The organism is Salinarchaeum sp. IM2453 (assembly GCF_019693215.1).
Lineage (GTDB): Archaea > Halobacteriota > Halobacteria > Halobacteriales > Salinarchaeaceae > IM2453.
In genome coordinates this window covers 1247066-1266195 of record NZ_CP081183.1, presented here as the reverse complement: position 1 = coordinate 1266195, position 19130 = coordinate 1247066, and the positions used below count along the sequence as shown (strand labels likewise).

The following is a 19130-nucleotide window of genomic DNA, read 5'->3' as shown; positions in this document are numbered from 1 at the left end:
CGCGAGGCGTTCGCCTCGAATCTTCCGTAAGTCACTATCCTCGTAGAAAGATTGTGAGGACAATAGCTGCGAAAACCGTGACAAGGATTGCGTACGTGGAAAACTCAGGGACAGGTTCAACAGAGAGCAAATAATCTTCTGTGAGAAGCACTCCAATAAAAAGGGCACCACCGATGAATATACTTCCAGTTGCATGGATTAACTCTCCGTGACGAGACTGAGCATTTTTGCCGAGTGTCTCGCCGATGCCGAGACCATATTCGAGTAAATCCCAGACTACAACCAGACCAAAAATGCCCAAAAATAGGTACGGGCTAGCTACGTCATCAAAAGCAGCAACGATAACAGCGATAAGAAGGCTATACAGTAAGAGTCGAGCACTCGCGGTTCGGGTCCGAAGAAATCCGGTCATTGCCAGAAGATACACAATAGCAAAAACAATGGCAGTAACAGCAAGTAGTACGGTTACAATTGAAAGTGCTGTAGGAGTGACACCGATATTCGTTATAATATTTTCAAATCCAGATTCCAGTCCTACTGGAAGACGGTCATAGATTTCATCGATCAAGAACCTATCAGCAGCTGCAATAGTTAGTCCAAATATGGTTGCACTGACGATTGTGACCATTCCACGAACGTGATCAGTAGACAGATATAGTGCAGCAAGGTATGATCCAATCCAAAATAGAAGTGCGAGGATAAATCCAATCGTACCGACCCATAGGAAAATTCGATGGAAGGTACCAGCTGTGACTATGGTTGTTACAAGTGATTCGAAGGTTCCAATATTTGGATATTCGGTTTGCGCGTAGAAATATCCGACAGAGACTACAAAAGCAATTCCACTAAGCAGCGATACAGCAAGGAGTTTCGCACTGCGGACATAGCGATTGTAGTATTCTTGTTTAGATTGAGGAGCAAGCTCAAGAATTGGAAGGACGATAATAAGAAGATACGACCCTGCTGTCGCGTAAGCCCCAAGGAGAACGAGAGTAATTGCAGATAGTTGACTACCATCTAAGACTGTGCCTGTATTTTGTGGTGGAGAGATCGCATACAATATACTCTCTGAGATAACCGCAGTATAATCAGTGTCTAAAAGCAGACCTACGCCGTCTTGTCGTACTACCAATATACCAGCAACGATTCCTAAGATGATAACAGCGCCGGAGACACGCAATAAAGTGGTTTGAAGGGCAGTACGACTGAATGTATCAAGTCGTAGTCGCAGGATACCAAAGCCAGCAAGAGTGCCTGCAAGAACCAGTAACCCAAACACGATATCCTCAAGTACAGTATTGTAGACTACGTAACTGAGAGCAAGCGGAGCAGCAAACAAGAACATAAGCAGTCCAACAACAGAGAGTACACGTGAAGTACTGCCGGACAGGGCAAGAGAAAAGGCAATGATTCCTCCCAATGCAAGGCCGATGTACACCGAAGGAGCAGTTCCTGTCAGCAATGTATATACTGACAGGATACTGATCGCAATGACAACTCCAAAGATACCACTATACGTTGAGACAGGTTTCTCGTCGGCCGTGATTTTACAAAGAAGCTGAGAAATTATTCTACGGGTCATTTCATCACCCGCTCAAGTTCAGCACGCAGTGAATTATTTGGATTCCAATTGACAACCGTATTTGCTAGTTCTCGCGCTTGGGTTAATCGTAATGCCCGGTCACTTCGAGCGACTGTCTTTCCGGGGGAGTCGGTGGTAGTAACATCGGGGCTAAAGACGTTAACTGAATGTCCAGCAACCCGAAGTTCGCGGATAATGGAAAGAGGAAAGTCATCAAGAAGAGGAGTTATGATTAACACCTGTGTTTGTGAATCAAGGGATCGACGAATGGATTTGATGTCTTGCTGAGACCCCTTTGAAAGGGTATAATCAGCAGTAGGTGTGGTACATTCGGCGATATGTTCAAGCGCATGGTGGAGACGAGGAAGGACATCAGTTCCGTGACTTGGAGAGATAATATATGGATGATCCGCCGATGAAGGGTCGTCAACACCAATCGTAGCTAGTCCAACGCCCTGTTTGGCGGCATAGATTCCGTGAACAGCCTCTGCAGCTGTATACACCGTTAGCTCACTTCCAGTAGCGGAGTCATTGGATGCAGCCACATCATTGGGAGGTCGGAGGTCTAAAAGAACAAGCACCTCAACGGATTCGTTCTTCCGATAGTTTATGGTGGTTAGTTCGCCCTCTTTTGCGTATCGTCTCCAATCAATACGATTAACTGGGTCTCCGGGACGATACTGGCGAGTTGTATGAAACTCAATACCCTCCCCACCAGAGTCGCTTGGTTGCATTCCAGTGAATGCAACTGTTTGTTCTTGTCGAGGCCACTTTGAAGCAACGATGGATGTTTCAATTGTCTGATCGCCTTCTGCGTCAAGGGTAGAGGAATACAAACTAGCCCCACTCATGCTTCGTGTTTGAACATTTATACCATCAAATGGATATGTACCATACCGTGCTCGAACGGAGTATGATATTGTTGTTGATCCTCCACCTCGGAGACCAAACGCTGCTTTTGGAGTGCCATTGGTAACGGGAAGTTCTGGAGGAACACAGTCGGTTACCCGGAGATCAACAATTGGTCGAGAGCTAGTATTTGTAATCTGTAAAGTTACTTCTACTTCGCGGCCAGGGGGTGCCGGTTTTGGGGAGATTGTGCGAGTTATGTCAAGATCGGATTCGACAGGACGAGCGCTTGTGATAGCACTGAACGTAATGTATCCAATCGGGATGATAGCACCGATAACTAATTCGGGGGTTGAAAGCATGACACCAGCACCAGCAAGAACTAGCGCGCTGCCCAGTACAGCCCTCCATCGAGGGATTCGTTCAAACATTATTGATCACCAGCATCATAATCAGGAGCATATTCAGCAACTGTACGATAGACTTCTGAGGAGGTTTGCTCGAATTCACGCTGTCGGGCTAGGTCAGGTTGAAGCCACCGGAGGATCCGATGAGAGAGTGGAAAATCCTGATGTGTGCTCATTGCTGCTGCCGCGACTTGATTTGAGGTCCACTCACCCTGCTCAATGATTTCATCGACATTATTTGGGTCATGAGTTTGTCGTAATACGTTTTCAAGTGTTTCTTGGAGTGAATCCGCTGGATTAACAGATGGTCGGTATTGGTTAAACGACGTCTGCTGAGGATCGTTCGCTGACTGGTGTGTATCCCAATGTTCTGGTATATGAGTTTGCTGGAAACGTGAGTACTCCGATTCATTTCCTGTATGCGTCTCCCGCTGTTCTGGTATGTAAGGATGCAGATGCTCCATCTCGACAGCCTGATCAAATGCATCTCCAATTTCGGGGGAGGGTTGATGCACCTGTGTTGGATCTGTGGAATACAGCTGGTGGTTATATTCTGATCCAGCGGTCTGAGTTCGAAGATATAGAAGAGCTGCAAGGGCAATTAATCCACCAACGACGTAGGAGATCGGGATGGTTTCAATCCAAGAGGAATATAGTAGAACTTGCTGCCAGATATCTGAAGGAACTATTTCGGGGGCGAGCGCAAGAATTCCACCAACAGCGACAAGAGATCCACCAGCGATTATACCAAATACCGTTCTCCACCTCATTATTATTTATCAGTAGTACTAGGATCGTCTTCTTGTGATTGTTGAATCGAGTCAAAGGCTTGGTTTGCTTCAGTGACGTGTTGTTCAGCGGGCCCACCACCGTATTCTGATTGACGGAATACTGATGTCAGCTTTTGAACCGGGGTCTTTGGAAACCCAATGCTGACAGCTTTACGTGCGACTTCACCTGGGGATTTAGTATGATAGCGACGAGGAAGGACCATCCGGACAAAAGCACCCCAAGTCTCACGAATATCTAGCATTGATTGATCAACTGGCTCTGAGTTGGATTTCGCGAAGGAAGATGAGTCCGAAGAGACAGACGACCGACAAAAGAGATTTCGGAAGAGCAGCCCCACGGCAATAATGCGAATCCAGATGGCATGTGGAATTGAATCCGGTCTCCATTGACGCCACCGCTGGTACAGCTCGTTGGGAAGTGCAAGAATCGATTGAATACCTCCTGTCAAGTGCTCTCCGATTACTCGAAGCAAGCCAGCAATGTGAGCGGTAACAGAAATCATCTGATTAATCGCGTGGAATACGCCGGACCGAAGCGTAGAGTAGATAGAAGCTACACTGAGGTTAGATCGTCGATATAAAACTCCACTTGCGAGGAGTCCAGTAAGAGCAACCCCAAGGAATATCGCTGAGTCGCGGAGAATGTTGACCTCATGTGTGATTTGGTTTGGGCCGTAAGCAACAGTATAGCTTACACTGCTTGAGAAAGGCAGGGTCGTTGCTATTGTTCCATTGCTATCAGGGGTTAGTAGGTTTCCATCATGTTCTACAGGTACGTTCTCCAGTTGCGTATCATCCACATACAAATCCATTGTCACTCCTTGTCCAGGTAGCGCAAAGTAATATTCATACGATGTATCCACTTCAAGCTCGCCTGCATCAAACATTGATTCCGAAGATAAATTACCATATTTGGCTGTTATCTCTGCTGAATCAGAGACATCAGAGGGGATGTCGACAATGCCAATGCCTTCTGATGGTACCTCAAGATCCTGTGAGCTTCCCTCAACCATGACTGTGAAATTATATTCCTCTAATTGTTCTGTATCAAGTGGCTCATCATCGAGCGTAAATTCAAGACTTGCCTGTTCCCCGACAAGAAGAGGCTCGCGAAGTGCAGATATATTCAGCTGGGAATCAACTGGCTGTTCTCCAATAGAGGTCTCCGTAGAGGTTGACTGATCAGATTCAGTTGTGTATGTTTGCGCTGAAAATGTGTTGAATGATTCAGATTCTTCGGAGACAACAACCTGAATACTGTCAGTAGGAGGAACAGTATACTCAATCTGACCAGATTCATTGGTTTCATACCAGTCATCATCAACACCATCGACGATTTGCACATCAGTATTCGAAACAGGCTCATTATTCTGCTTTACTGTGATGATTATGTCTTCGCCAACGGATGGGTCTTCAGGGTCAAACATAACATCATACTTATTGCTTGTATCAGAGTCATCTTGTTCATTTCCTTCGTCAGATTCGTCTTGTTCATCCTGCTCATCACCGTCATCAGACTCATCCTGTTCATCACTGTCATCGGACTCATCTTGTTCGTCTCCTTCGTCAGATTCGTCCTGTTCATCACTGTCATCAGACTCATCCTGCTCGTCCTCTTCATCCTGGTCACTGTCTCCGTCTTGTTCATCCCGCTCGTCTTCATCATCAACTGATTCACCACCGCCGACAGCTTCAGGGGGAGTTGGTTCAAATGCAATCCAACCATGGTTAGGGAAGTACACTTCAACCCACGCATGCGCATGCTGATTGGTTACTTCATATCGATCATTGCCAACATAATCACCAGTCGCATATCCGGTTACGTACCGAGTCGGGATATCTTCTGCCTGCAAGACAAGAGCCATACTAGATGCAGCGTACTGGCAGTAGCCTTCATCCATTTCGTATAGGAATTGGTCAACTGGATCAGAACCACGTTCATGAGCAGCATCAAGTGAGTATTCCTTTTCAGTCTGAATCCATTGTTCTACGTTTTTGGCTGTTTCATACTGTGAGTCACCTTCTAAGCCTTCTCTGTCAATGAAATTCTCAACACGGTCAGGAACCGAGCTAGGGACATCAGTATATCGCTCTTCGATGTCAGTAGGTAAATCTGACGGGGCATCCTCAAGATCGTCCGTAGAGGCTGCCGGCGCAACACTGTCTATCTCATAGGAGAATCCGTCAGAAGGAGTTGAAGCAACGTGAATGCCACCCTCAGAACTGTACTCTAAGTCAGAGATAGATATCTCCGACGATTCGATTGAGCTTATATCTGCATGGTAAGCTGCCGGAAGAACAGTTGTTGGATATTCTAAGTTAATTTCTTGGGTAAAACGATCTTCTGAAGAAAGATGAGGTGGGTCGGCAGAGCCAGATTCACGAACCCAATCTCCGTCTTCATATGTATTATAAGCATCAGAACGCCAATATGGACCAACACTAGATTTGTATGGGTTAGGATCGCTTAATTCCGCGTAGAATGCAGTCCACTCATCATCACTACTTAGCCCCTCGAAAGGATTGTCTACGGCTCCAGCAGAAGTTTGCTGGTCAGCACCTAATACAGGGGATGTTCCAGAGCCGTCACTAAACGGCAGTTCGCTGTCACCCATCTGTGGACCGTCAAATGGATTCTCTGTATCCGGAAGACCAGGTCCGCCGATCGCCGGCAGTATACTGGCAATTAAAATGATTGCTCCCAAAAGAAGCAATGCGACAGCGAGTTGTGAAAACCGACGATCACTTGTTTTATCTTTGGTCATATGTATCAAAACCAGCGATTTGAGATGTTTCTTGAACCACATTATTGTATGAGCGTATAAATGCCTGACTTCACGTTCAGCAGACGCGAAAATACGAAGTCGTAAACGAAGAGGAAGACTAATTAATCCGGATAGCTGGTTTTCCGGGATTTGCTCGGGCTGAAAGATCAGAGTTCTTAGTTGCTTGATCAACAGAAATATCGACATCAAATTCGTCATCCAACAACCAAGCGGCCTGTGACAGAATTTTCTTTTCACGATCTGGTGGAAGAACGCGGTCTAATCCAGGATGTGATTGTTCTAGCTCTGAAGCATATTCAGCAAGGCGTTCTCTATCCGCTGTGATGGTGTCGGCATCAAGAATTGTGCCGACAATTGCTTCATCTCGACCTGAAGTTCGCGCCAATTCATGAGCTTCATACTTCCAGTCCTCTGCTACGGCAATGTCGATTGACTCAAGATCTGTGATATTAACAACATCAATGATTTCTCGGACATCAGCGAGAGTTGACTGAATCAATGATCGTTCTACATCGTATTGATCAATATTACGAACCGAAGTAGGCCAATCAGAGTTGACAACTAATCCGCCACCACGGAGGCGATTCCAGAGTTCTTCTCCCAAGTGTGGAGCAATGGGGGCAACAAGTTTTGCAATTGTTTGTAAACCACGTTCATATACATCCTTATTTGGAGTCATATAGTCACGATAACGTCTCAATAGTTGCGCAAGTTCACGTAGCTCAGTCGAAACTTGATGAAATCGGAACTGACCATAATTTCTGCTAACAGAGATAATAGCTCGGTCAAGAGCGCGGTCAAGATAATCGTCATGAGGCATCCGATTATCGCGAAATTCAGAACGTTCACTGAAGTTGACAACTAGATTATATAACATCTGCTGGAAGTCATATGCGTCTCCGATATCTTTTGCTGTCCACTCAAAATTCTGTTCCGGATGAGCAGCTGACAAAACAAACAAACGGGTCGTCTCAGGTCCATACTCATGTGGAGCTATAACGTTCCCCTGAGTTTCTGACATTTTCTCACCATTGTATAGTACGGTTCCAACGCTGATCAGCTTCTCAGTCGGTTCGCGAACAGAGAGAAGTCCCATATCAGCAAGAGCTTTTGTAATAAATCGGATATACAATAAGTGCAATACCGCGTGCTCTTCGCCGCCAACATACACATCGATAGGCATCCAATCAGAGGCGCGGTCTGAGTCGAACGGACCATCCTCATATTCTGGAGAAAGGAAACGAAGATAGTACCACGACGAATCGACAAACGTATCCATCGTATCCGTCTCTCGGGTAGCTTGTTGTCCACATTCAGGACATGTCGTTTCAACAAATGAATCATTTTCCTCAAGAGGATTCCCAGTCGTTTGGATAAATTCAGGAAGCTCAACAGGCAGATCCTCGTCAGGGATTGGCACATGGCCACAATCTGGGCAATGAACAATTGGTATCGGTGTCCCCCAGTACCGCTGACGAGAAATCAACCAATCTCGGAGGCGATATGTTGTTGTTGGTTCGACTTCGTCGTGATAGTCGAGAATCCGATTTCTCGCCGCTTCACTTGCAAGTCCAGTATAATCTTCACTATTGGTAACCATCCCGTCTTTCGTGTATGGTTCCTGTGGTAAGTTTGTCTCACTACCATCGACTGGCTCAATTACTTGCTTGATCGGAAGGTCTTGTGCCAAAGCAAAACGATGGTCGCGTTCATTGTGTGCTGGGACGCCCATAACAGCACCAGTACCGACATCTTCCAGGACGTATGAAGCAATATAGACAGGGAGTTCCTCACCGGTTAGAGGATGTCGAGCATAGTATGAAGTTTCAATGGCATCAACATCATCAGTTCTGCTTGAGGTCTGCATTTGTTCAAGCTGTTCCGAGATAGTATCTGACTCGGCTGCGACTTTATCGGCGAGATCGTGCATTGGAGAAACAGCAACAAATGTGGCACCATAGATCGTATCAACGCGTGTTGAGAAAACCTCGATAGAACCAAAGTTAGGGACATCAAAAGTGATAGCGGTTCCCTCTTGTCTCCCAATCCAGTTACGTTGACTTTCCCTAACACCTTCCTGCCAGCCATCAAGATCGTCCAAACCTTCAGCTAATTCATCGGCATACTCGGTGATCTTAAAGAACCATTGGTCAAGTTCACGCTGAGTAACCGGAGTTCCACAACGCCAGCAGACGTTGGTATCGGCGTCCGTGTCTACTTGCGCGTCAGCAAGCGTTGTTTCACAGTCCGGACACCAGTTTACGTTTGCAGCTCGATACTCAACTAAATCGTTTTCATACAGTCGTTTGAACAGCCACTGGTTCCATCGATAATATTCTGGCTCGCAGGTAGTGATTTCTTTATTCCAATCATAACCAAGTCCCATCGATTCCATTTCATCACGCATCCGGTCGATACACGTTCGGGTCCATGACTCTGGATCAGTCATGCGCTCAAATGCTGCGTTCTCAGCTGGAAGACCAAACGCATCCCAACCCATTGGATGAAGCACGTCGTCTCCTTGCATTCGACGATATCGAGCGTATGCATCAGTGATAGCGTAATTTCGAACATGCCCCATGTGTAACGCACCAGAAGTGTATGGAAACATGCCCAAGACATATGTTGGATCAGTGGCATCCTCATCAAGTTCGTAGACATTCTCACGTTCCCAAGCGTACTGCCAATACTCGCGAACGCGTCCGTGGTCATATCCGTGTGCCATCGTCTGATATGTTATTAAGGATAATGTATATCATTTGCTGTCAATGTGGACAAGACCCGGAGCAAATACAGGAGAAACGGTAACAGATCAAGTAGCAGGAAGGATGTGAGTTGAATTTAGGATCATATCGAAAAGATTCGAATTAAAAGATCTATCGAAGAAGGTCTAAGAATATATTTATGCGTAATATGTCTTATCTATTGTCACCCTTGGAAAGATTCAAGTATATTCATATCGAGATTTATCGATGTATATGGCATCAGATTCATTTATCGGCCGGATTGTTGATAAGGTTACAGGCGAAGACAAAGAAGAATCAGAGGGCTGCTGTTGTGAAATGTCCATAGAAGAAGTTGATGAATCCGATACCGATGACTGAGTCATCACAATCAGAGTCAGCCAGCAAAACCTTACGCCGAGTTAACGGGGACTGTTGTGAAGAGACATCGCTGCTTACAGAGCGAAAACCTGACGACAGCATCGTAGAGGAACAATTATCTGTGTTTAAGGCACTATCCAATAGTCATCGGCTTCGAATAGTGGAGGCATTAAGGGAAGGGGAATTATGCGCCTGTGAGCTACAGACGATACTCGACGCACCGCAGTCAACAGTCTCCTCGCACCTCTCAGAACTACGAGATGCAGGGATCGTAAGGACCCGGCAAGAGGGAAAGTGGACATATTATCGAATTGCTGATACAGCTAGCATACAATTACTTGACCTTGCCGCTGTGCTCGGAAAAGAAAAGTAATGATTGCTGAAAGACACTGGAATATAATAGCAGAGTCTGGCAGCTATTTCATTGACCTTGCTATCGTACTCGTTCCGTTATTTATCGGTGCTTCGTTTCTTGTTGGATTAGCAAAAGAGTACCTTCCTCCAGAGCGGGTAGAATCCATCCTGCGTGCACATGATGGAGGGGTAGGAAATGCTGCAGCCGCTGGGCTTGGAGCGGTAACACCGTTCTGCTCATGCTCGACGGTCCCAATTTTAGCAGGCTTACTAGGTGCCGGAGCACCGCTCGGACTGTCATTTTCTTTTTTGCTTGCCTCTCCAATTGTAAATTGGATTGCTATCTTGCTACTACTGGGGCTGTTTGGAGCAAGTATAACAATTGCATACATTATGCTTGCATTAACGACGGCTGTCATTGGTGGCATAATTATTGGACGGCTGGACTTGGAAAAGTACGTGAAAGATGTGAAGATAACTACGCAAGATAGAGAGATCACGACAGACGGAGGAACAAATAACTCAACAATAGAGACGAATAGCAGCAAGACACATAAAACACGGATCACAAAGGCTGGGAAAGGAGCACTCTCTTTTTTCTGGGACACCCTTCCATATCTGATTGTCGGAATGGGAATCGGAGCGCTCATACATGGGGCGGTTCCGCAGGACATCTTACAGCAGGTCGCCGGACCGGATAATCCACTTGCAACACCAATTGCAGCGGTTGTTGGGGCACCGGTATACATTGGAATGAGCGGGATGTTACCGATTGCTTCTTCACTGTTCGATCAAGGCATTCCAATTGGAACAGTGATGGCGTTTGTGATTGGAGGAGCTGGCGTCAGTATTCCAAACTTAATTCTCCTGAACAAACTGTTTGACCGTCGGTTACTTGCGATATACGCAGGGATAGTACTGACAATTGGTATTACGATCGGTGTGACGTTCAATACTGTATTCCATTGATTAGCTGTTGCACTCGATTAAATCGCCTATTCTAAGACGGTTCGCATATAATGATTGCGTATGCACACTCGAATACTTGATAGTGATGCTGTTGCTGAAGCAGCCGATATAGCAGAAATCACCAGTGCTGTTGAAGATGCATTCGGGGCATATCAGCGCAATGATGTGCTCATGCCTGCCAAAAGTTACATCGATTTGCCACAGTACAACGGGGATTTTCGATCAATGCCGGCATACGTTGAGGCCGAGTCATGGGATGCAGCGTCGATTAAGTGGGTAAATGTCCATCCCGATAATCCAGAAAAATTTGATCTTCCAACTGTGATGGGAACGGTCATATATTCTGATCCTGAAACAGCATTCCCTCTTGCGCTCATGGATGGAACAGAGTTGACATTGATGCGTACTGGTGCTGCCGCTGGTGTCGCAACAGACTATCTTGCAGTTGAGGATGCTCGGACGTTAGGTATAATCGGAGCTGGAGTGCAGGCATACTCACAACTTGCAGCGATTGCCTCGGTTCGCCCAATTGAAGAAGTAGTCATTGTTGATGTCGATGACGAACGGGTCAATGCATTTATTGAAGCACACCAAGACGAGTTTACCGTACGGGAAGGATCGCCAGCAGACGCAGCTAGCTGCGATGTCTTGTCTACGGTAACACCAGTAGAAGATCCAATTGTAAAACGAGAGATGGTTGGAGAACATACACACATCAATGCCATGGGTGCAGATGCGGAAGGAAAACAGGAACACGAGGTTGCGACACTAAAAGACGCTAAGCTAGTAATAGACGACTACGAACAGTGTACACATTCTGGCGAGATTAATACTGGATGGCACACAGGAGAGTTGACAGATAGTGATATTGATGCTGAGATTGGAGAGATAGTCACAGGCGAAAAAACTGGACGAGAGGAGCACGACACAATCACGGTATTTGATTCAACGGGCTTGGCAATTCAAGATGTCGCAGCCGCACATGTTGTATATGAGGCAGCAGAAGAACAAGATACCGGAATGGAGTTTGAGTTGATTAATCCGGAGAGAACACAGGTATAAAAAACGTATTTTTTCTTTAACTTTTGTAGGCTACATCCCCGTCTTCAAGGAGCGACCAACGAGAGCGAGTGGGCGGGGTAAGTTCACTAGACCGGCAATATCCCAACGATTGCGGTGAACTTCTCCGGGGTCAAGCCCTGTAGCAGTCGCCTCGACCGCCTGGTACATACGTCAAGCCGCGTCCTTCAGTACGCGGAGAGGATAGCGTAGATCACTCGACGTACAGCGCTGGCCGACAAGGTACCGCTTGAGTTGCTTTATTTTCTGGATCAACTGGATCTTGATCCTCTTTGTGAATCTCAACGTCTGCATCGAACTCAGTCTGGAAGAACTCAACCGCTTGATCGTAGATGCTCGTTTCGTCGATCGCAGTGAGTGTGGTAAGTCGGCTGTCTTCTTGGCCACGAACAAAGTCAATAAGTTCATTGACTAGCTTATTGACTTCATTTCCGCGCTCTCGAAGTGATTCGTCCTGCATTACTTGACTCATCACTGCCCCCTGATCTGGACCAGTCTCAACAATCTGATCAAATACATCGTGTTTCCAGTCTGCAGCAGTGTAGATATGTATTGTATCGGGATCTTCTCCAGTTACGTCGAGGATATCGGAGATGTCATCAACAAGTCGCTCAATAAGCCACTCGCCAGTAATAATTTCTGGTTCAGCATCATACTGAATTGATGGCCACATGGCATCTTCTGCAGGAGTACCAGTGAGACGCTCATGTAGCTCATTTACCATATAAGGGATAAATGGCACTAACAGACGGAGCCGAGTTTCAAGCACTTTCTTCAGTGTATATCGAGCGCCAGAACGATCGGTATTTGTACGGCGGCGATACCATCGAAGATATTCTTCAAACCGATAGAACGCTTCCTGACTTGCTGTTCGAGTCTCGAAAGACTCGAGAGCGTCAGATGTTGCTTGTACAGTTTCATTGAGTTTTGTCAGTAACCATCGATCAATATCCTGTAAATCGTCTTCACTGCCATCTGGGAGTTCAATAATCTCAACTGCGCGGTTCCAGAATCGATCAAGTTGCTGTCGGGTTGATGAGACAGCATCATGTCGCCAGTCAAAGTCCTGCCACGGCTCGGAACTATTCAAAAGGAAGAATCGGACAGTGTCTGCTCCATAGCGATTAATTGCCTCACCAGGTAGCACAACATGACCACTTGAGGAAGACATTGCTTTACCCTCAAGTAATCCCATACCCATTATGGTAATCCCATTCGGCCATTTTGACTCATCAAAGAGTTCTGCGTGATGATACAAGAAGAATGTCAGGTGGTTACTAATCAGATCTTCACCAGAACATCGATAGTCGACTGGGTACCAGTGTTCCCATTCATCGCGGAGTTCAAGCGCATCTTGGTGTGGATCATCTACTGCATCCGCACCATAGAATAAGGTGTCAAAGAAATCACGATCCAGTTCTTCAACAGGGATGTCCTGTAGTCGATGAGCAATTGTGTAATAGGACATGTAGATTGTCGAGTCGCTCAACGGTTCAATGATGAAGTCTGAATCCCACGGGAGCGGGGTTCCAAGGCCATAGTTTCGAATGCACGGCCACTGTTCAAGCCAATCAACAGTATGGTAATACTGGTCGCGGGTGTTTTCAGGAAGAGTGTCAAGTTGGTCAATTACTCTCCGGACTTTGCGTTCCCATGCTTCATCATTGTACCGGAGGAACCATGTTTCTTGTTTAGCAACTTCAACTTCACCTCCGCATCGGCAGATAACTTCCTCAGCAAAATCGTATAGGGAGTCAAATTCCCCACGTGATTGGTAGTGTGCTTTAATATTGTCTCGAACATCCTCAATAATCTCGCCACCAAATTCGCCATATTCTTCGTTAAGCACTCCCTTGTGGAATTCACGGTTATACAGTTCCTTTGTCGCTTCTTCTAACGCTGGATCATCTTGTGTTTCAACGCCGTGCTCTTCGACGGCATCACGAGCCGGAATCTCACTGTATCCTTCGATTGTGAGGATTGGGATCGGTTCAATGGCCCGCACTTCTTCTGGATCAATACCGTACTGAGAAAGCGAATCAGCTCGGTCTTTTGCATCCTGAAGTGCCATGTAGTCGTCCGGGGAGTGAGCTGGAACTGACATGACAACACCAGTTCCGTCATCAACGTCAACGAAATTTGCTGGAAGAATAAGTAACGAGTCCCCGGTTACAGGGTTTGTCACTTCCCGACCGACCAGGTCTTTGCCTCCAATCTGCTCTTGAACCTCAACGTTCCGTTCCTGTAGTTTTAGCTTTTTAGCGGCTGGTTCAGCAACAATCCATGTCTCTCCATCAACTGTTGCGCGTACGTATGTTGCGTCAGGATCAACGTATGCATTAGTTACTCCGCGGACTGTTTCTGGTCGGAGCGTCGCCATCGGATAAACCTCGTCTTCATCACTGAATTTAATGAGTGTGTATTCCTGAAACTCAGCATTTTCACCCTCTAACAGGTCATGGGTTGTGACTGGTTGTTCCTCATTCGTACAGTAATTAACCGGATGGAACCCCTTCTCAAGCAGCCCTCGATCTTTCAGCGTTTCATACTGCCACGTGATGAACTTTTCATATCGGTCATCCTCTGTTGTGAACTCCCGACGCCAGTCGACAGAGATGCCGAGTTGCTGCATGCCTGACTTGTAGTGATTCTCGATGAAATATCGAGCATATCCCATCGGAGTTTCAAGGTCTTTGATCTCGGATTCAGGCACATTGTACGTGTCACGAAGAACGGATAGTTGCTCTTCTTCTCCTTTTTTTAGCCGGTCGACAGCTCCAATGATTGGAGTGCCAGTAACGTGCCATCCCATTGGAAACAAAACGTTGTCTCCCTGTAATCGCCGGTATCGAGCGTATACATCAGGAACAGTATATGTTCTTGCATGTCCGATATGCATCCCCCCACTTGGATATGGATATGGAACAGTAATGAAGGTGGCATCGTCGCCGTCTTCCGGGTCAGCCTCATACTTACCATCTTCTGCCCATCGCTGTCTCCAGCGCTCTTCAATTTTTGCGGGCTCGTAGCTCATAGACATGTATTCATGCGGGAAGACTAAAAGAACTACCAACTACGATAGTGAGATGACAGGGAAAACTCCCGTGTCCTTTCTTCGAGGCTGCTTACTCAATTTCGATTTGTCGCTCTTCTTCCGCCTCTGTTCTCGGTAGCGTTACCGAAAGCACGCCTCGGGAGTGATTTGCTTCAATACCGTCTTCATCAATTTCACCCGGAACTGTTACAGTTCGGCTAGCCGATTGACGACGACGCTCTCGGCGTAGATATGTTCCATCGACTTCTTCAATGGATTCTTCATCTCGTTCGCCGGTGATAGTAAGTTGACCATCAGAGTATGTGATATCAATATCACTTGGGTCATAGCCGGGAAGGTCTGCCTTGACGACGTACTTATCACCTTGATCAAGCATATCGACGGAAAGTGTCTCTAAGGATGGGAAATCAAAGCCTTCTTCCAGCTGTTCTAGCAAGTTTTCGAGTTCATCGAACGGGTTCGTTGACATATGTATCAGCTCTTGTTCAAATATACATTGTCTTCCAACAAAAAGCCACTGGAGGTATAACTGATTACACTACGTGTTCAACATCATAGGACCCAAGTTGCTTGACCCAACCAGCACTGGCAATTTCCTCGATTTCTTCAATCGCTTGCTTTGTCCGCTCCTCGTATAATCCAGCTGCAATGTCTACATGGAAAATATAATCACCCAACCGCTCGCCGCTTGGTCGGGATTCTATGCGAGTCAGGTTGATATCTCGCGTCGCAAACGATTCTAGAAGCTCTAAGAGGAGTCCAGGATAGTCAGTATTCGGATAAATAATCAACGTTGACTTGCCACCTGCTCGCTCCCGATCAGCTGCAGGACCAAGAACAAAAAATCGAGTGGCATTTGAAGTCCGGTCCTGAATATCCTCAGCCAAAACAGACAAGTTTTCACCCGCATTCGCGGGATGGCCAATCGCTGCGATGGATGAGTCGCTTCGAGCGTCTTCTACTCCCCGTGCTGTTGAAGCAACTGCTTCCAACTGAACATCTGGATGATTTTCATCAAGATATGTTCGACACTGAGCAAGTGCCTGTGAGTGGCTCGCTACCATATCAAACTCCTCAGATTGAGCTAATAGTGCATGTCGAATAGGAGTAATAATCTCTCTTAGGACAGCGACGTCATGTTCTCCCATTGCATCAAGTGATTCTGTTACAGAGCCCTCAATGCTATTCTCGATTGGAACAACGCCACGAGGATAGGTTCCTTCACCAACTGCTTCAACGATTGATGTAACAGATTCACGGAACACAATATCATCTGAAACAGCACTAGCAGCACGATGAGAGTAAGTCCCCTCTGGACCAAGTGTAACGACTGTCATTATGATAGAATTATTGTTCACCAGTAAAGAACCTATAGACCCTAGAACGAGACATCAGTTTCCATGCCTTCTGTGGCATCATCGAGTCCATCCTCTGTTGCATGGCCGGTCAAGGAGCCAGAAATATCAGCATCGTCAAGGAGTGAGGCAAACTCATCTCGGTACCGATCGTTTGCCCGCCGGGACTCATCTTGTGCTTCGACAATTTGTCGATAATGGGAGACTTCGTCAGAGGTAAGATTAAATTCTATTGCTAATGCTTCATCTGAGACATCTTCCGCGGTTGCTCGACGCCGGAATTCTTCAACGTTAAACTCGGTCTCAGTATCTGACTCTCGAACGAGATGCAAATCAAGCCGGGCACGAAGGACTGTGTCAGCAGAGATGTCAAGCTCGTCTGCGACTTCGTCATCAGTATATCCATCGTACACGGCCTCAAGGAGGAAACACAACTCTTCATCAGTCAGCTCAGTATTGAATCCATATCGGTCGCGCATTTCCGAAATGAGTTCCTCAAGTCGCTCTTCGATTTCTGGCTCAGAGACTAATGAGCCACGAGATTCCTCCTGAGACTCAGTAACCGTGTCTGAGTCGGCAACATCAATGAAAATATCACGAAGTTCCTCTGTTTTTTTGTCCATAAGACTAGTAAACAAGTTCGATCACCCAACAAACATAAACTTACTGTCTTACTTCTGTATTTGCATCTCGTAAACCAAAGAATACAAATTAGTTAACAGTACAACGCAAATATATGAGTCACAGCAACGAGGAGGTTGCTCTTGTTTCTGATCAGGTTGTGAAGCGGTTCACGCTTGCAGCGGCATTAGCAGCATTGACTGGCGTGTTAGCACAAGTCTCGATTCCGATTCCGCTTTCCCCAGCACCAATATCGTTTCAGGTCATTCCTGTATACTTTGCAGGTATTTTGCTTGGGCCGGTCTGGGGAGCAGGATCGGTACTCCTCTATATTGTCGCAGGAGCGCTGGGAGCACCGATATTTTCAAATGCATCAGCAGGTCTTGGAGTTATTCTTGGACCAACTGGAGGTTACATCATCGCGTATTTCTTTGCGGCGATAGCGATCGGGCTTATTGTTCACAGAGGTACGGAGACACAACCACTTTCGTCGGTATCGGTTTGGACACAGGCAATCGCGCTTGTCATTGCGTTGGCGATCATATATGGAGTTGGAGTACCATGGCTAAAATTTGCTGCAGGGTTCGAGTGGACTGAGGCAATAATCACGGGGGCGGCAGTTTTCCTACCGGGAGACATCATCAAAATTATTGCCGTACTTGGCATTATCACCGGTAGTACTAGGTTACAAGTACGATAATGTATGATCGTCGTCGATGAATTAACCGCTAAGCGAGGGGAAAATATGGTTCTAGATACGGTGTCATTTAGTGTTGATACCGGGGAGTGGGTGCTGATCACTGGGCCAAATGGGAGTGGAAAAACTACACTGGTTGAGCACCTAAATGGGCTGCAAACGTCAGATTCTGGTACAGTAACCGTAAACGGAACATCAGTTGAAGAAGACCTCGTTGCTGTTCGGACAAGTATCGGTATGGTGTTTCAGAACCCAGCAGATATGTTTGTAGCTTCAACAGTGGGTGCTGATGTTGCCTTTGGCCCAGAAAATCTGGGGCTCCCAAGGGAAGAGATCAATCAGCGAGTTGACCAAGCACTTGATGCCGTGGGTATGTTAGATCAAAAGGAAAGTCGGGTAGAAGAACTCTCAGGTGGTGAAATGGCTCGTGTTGCAATCGCTGGTGCGCTTGCAATGAGACCAGATTATTTGGTCTTAGACGAACCATTCGTCGGGTTAGATCTTGCAGCCAAAGACTCTATTCTTTCCCGCTTGGACGAGCTCGTTGTATCTGGAACAGGAGTGATTATCGTAACACACGACCTACGCCATCTTGTCGATAGAGTAGACAGGGTAATCGGCTTAGCTAATGGAGAGATAGTTGCTGATGGCTCCCCAGACGAAGTGGCTGAAATAATTCAGGGAATAGATGTCTGGTTTCCACAATGATAAGCTACGAGCCATCAGATACGATTGTTCACCGACTTGATCCACGAGGGAAAATTATATTTCAAAGTGCATTTGCTCTGGCCGTATTTGTTCAATCAGAACCACGATGGCTGCTGCTGTTTGGAGCGATAGCCGTTGTCTGTCTATATCTTGCCCGCTGTTCAGTTCTAGCGACTCTCAGGGGTTTTTGGTTCCCGCTTCTTATTTTGTCACTTGCTCCGTTGTTCGCAATGATTTCTTTTCGACCACTGGCAATTGACCCACAATCAGCGCTTGAGCCTGCCAAAGCAGGTGTCCGCGTCATTTTTGTTTTGTTTGTAAGTGCAGCATATATCCGAACCACACCACTGCGTGAATCGCGAGCAGCCATACAGCGGTTAATTCCCGGCCGAATTGGTACATTCATCGGCGTCGGGTTTGGTCTTGTTGTTCGGCTCTTTCCAGCGATCCGACGGGATATACAGACACTGAGAAAAGCAGAGGCAGCACGTCTTGGAACTGAGCGTTCAATTATTAAGCGAGCACAGACACTTGGAGTGGGGGGATTGCAGGCCGCAATGGATCGTTCAGATCAGCTGTCACGGGCATTACAAGCCCGCTGTTTTGCTTGGAATCCAACACTACCAGAGTTGACATTCGCTTGTCGTGACTATGTGGTTATTGCCGCTTCCTTCTTGTTAGTACTCACAGTCATAGTCTAGCATAAAAGTAATTTACCGGCAAATTCAGTAACAGTTACGTAACCCCGGTTAATCCTCTGGCAGTCCCCTCA

General features: G+C 46.5%; 16 protein-coding genes. 7 read left to right on the top strand and 9 right to left on the bottom strand.

Annotated features, from left to right (window positions below; all coding sequences use genetic code 11):
• Positions 1-34 precede the first annotated feature (34 nt).
• The 5 genes from K0C01_RS05900 to leuS (K0C01_RS05880) all read right to left on the bottom strand — a co-directional run bounded on the left by K0C01_RS05900 (position 35) and on the right by leuS (K0C01_RS05880) (position 9140).
• Positions 35-1582 (bottom strand): DUF7519 family protein, encoded by a 1548-nt coding sequence (locus tag K0C01_RS05900; protein ID WP_221171091.1) that lies wholly within the window; start codon positions 1580-1582, stop codon positions 35-37.
• A complete protein-coding gene (locus K0C01_RS05895; RefSeq protein WP_221171090.1) occupies positions 1579-2862 on the bottom strand; it encodes a DUF58 domain-containing protein in 1284 nt (427 codons plus the stop codon). The genes K0C01_RS05900 and K0C01_RS05895 overlap by 4 nt, the downstream gene beginning before the upstream one ends.
• Positions 2862-3608 (bottom strand): DUF7269 family protein, encoded by a 747-nt coding sequence (locus K0C01_RS05890; RefSeq protein WP_221171089.1) that lies wholly within the window; start codon positions 3606-3608, stop codon positions 2862-2864. Before K0C01_RS05890 ends, K0C01_RS05895 begins: the two co-directional genes overlap by 1 nt.
• A gap of 2 nt (positions 3609-3610) precedes the next feature.
• On the bottom strand, positions 3611-6394 hold the full coding sequence (locus K0C01_RS05885) for a transglutaminase-like domain-containing protein (protein WP_221171088.1): 2784 nt from the start codon (positions 6392-6394) through the stop codon (positions 3611-3613).
• A 118-nt stretch (positions 6395-6512) separates the two neighbouring features.
• The gene (gene leuS / locus K0C01_RS05880; protein ID WP_221171087.1) at positions 6513-9140 is read right to left on the bottom strand and encodes a leucine--tRNA ligase; all 2628 of its coding nucleotides are present in this window, start codon (positions 9138-9140) and stop codon (positions 6513-6515) included.
• Positions 9141-9393: 253 nt separating this feature from the next.
• Here leuS (K0C01_RS05880) and K0C01_RS12750 point away from each other — a divergent pair, with 253 nt between their 5' ends.
• Genes K0C01_RS12750 through K0C01_RS05865 form a run of 4 tightly spaced genes read left to right on the top strand, consistent with a single transcriptional unit; the run spans position 9394 to position 11904 of the window.
• Entirely contained in the window at positions 9394-9519 is a 126-nt protein-coding gene (locus tag K0C01_RS12750) for a hypothetical protein (protein WP_255568414.1), read from the top strand.
• Positions 9512-9892 (top strand): ArsR/SmtB family transcription factor, encoded by a 381-nt coding sequence (locus tag K0C01_RS05875; RefSeq protein WP_255568413.1) that lies wholly within the window; start codon positions 9512-9514, stop codon positions 9890-9892. Before K0C01_RS12750 ends, K0C01_RS05875 begins: the two co-directional genes overlap by 8 nt.
• Entirely contained in the window at positions 9892-10842 is a 951-nt protein-coding gene (locus K0C01_RS05870) for a permease (RefSeq protein ID WP_221171085.1), read from the top strand. Before K0C01_RS05875 ends, K0C01_RS05870 begins: the two co-directional genes overlap by 1 nt.
• Before the next feature lie 60 nt (positions 10843-10902).
• A complete protein-coding gene (locus K0C01_RS05865) occupies positions 10903-11904 on the top strand; it encodes an ornithine cyclodeaminase family protein (RefSeq protein WP_221171084.1) in 1002 nt (333 codons plus the stop codon).
• Positions 11905-12115: 211 nt separating this feature from the next.
• Here the strand turns inward: K0C01_RS05865 and leuS (K0C01_RS05860) are convergent, their stop codons facing one another.
• The 4 genes from leuS (K0C01_RS05860) to K0C01_RS05845 form a co-directional block, all read right to left on the bottom strand.
• Entirely contained in the window at positions 12116-14956 is a 2841-nt protein-coding gene (gene leuS / locus K0C01_RS05860; RefSeq protein ID WP_221171083.1) for a leucine--tRNA ligase, read from the bottom strand.
• A 91-nt stretch (positions 14957-15047) separates the two neighbouring features.
• Positions 15048-15446, bottom strand: a complete 399-nt coding sequence (locus K0C01_RS05855; RefSeq protein WP_221171082.1) for an Hsp20/alpha crystallin family protein — start codon at positions 15444-15446, stop codon at positions 15048-15050.
• 64 nt (positions 15447-15510) lie between these two features.
• Positions 15511-16314, bottom strand: coding sequence for a prephenate dehydratase (pheA, locus tag K0C01_RS05850; RefSeq protein WP_221171081.1), 804 nt, complete (start codon positions 16312-16314; stop codon positions 15511-15513).
• Between the two features lie 41 nt (positions 16315-16355).
• Positions 16356-16955: a conditioned medium-induced protein 4 gene (locus K0C01_RS05845; protein WP_221171208.1), complete on the bottom strand. Its 600-nt coding sequence runs from the start codon at positions 16953-16955 to the stop codon at positions 16356-16358.
• Between the two features lie 113 nt (positions 16956-17068).
• On the opposite strand from K0C01_RS05845, the gene K0C01_RS05840 reads away from it, so the two are divergent.
• The 3 genes from K0C01_RS05840 to K0C01_RS05830 are packed head-to-tail and all read left to right on the top strand — an operon-like array spanning position 17069 to position 19059.
• A complete protein-coding gene (locus K0C01_RS05840) occupies positions 17069-17653 on the top strand; it encodes a biotin transporter BioY (protein WP_221171080.1) in 585 nt (194 codons plus the stop codon).
• Positions 17654-17656: 3 nt separating this feature from the next.
• Entirely contained in the window at positions 17657-18358 is a 702-nt protein-coding gene (locus K0C01_RS05835) for an energy-coupling factor ABC transporter ATP-binding protein (RefSeq protein ID WP_221171079.1), read from the top strand.
• Positions 18355-19059, top strand: a complete 705-nt coding sequence (locus K0C01_RS05830; protein WP_221171078.1) for an energy-coupling factor transporter transmembrane component T family protein — start codon at positions 18355-18357, stop codon at positions 19057-19059. Before K0C01_RS05835 ends, K0C01_RS05830 begins: the two co-directional genes overlap by 4 nt.
• Positions 19060-19130 lie beyond the last annotated feature (71 nt).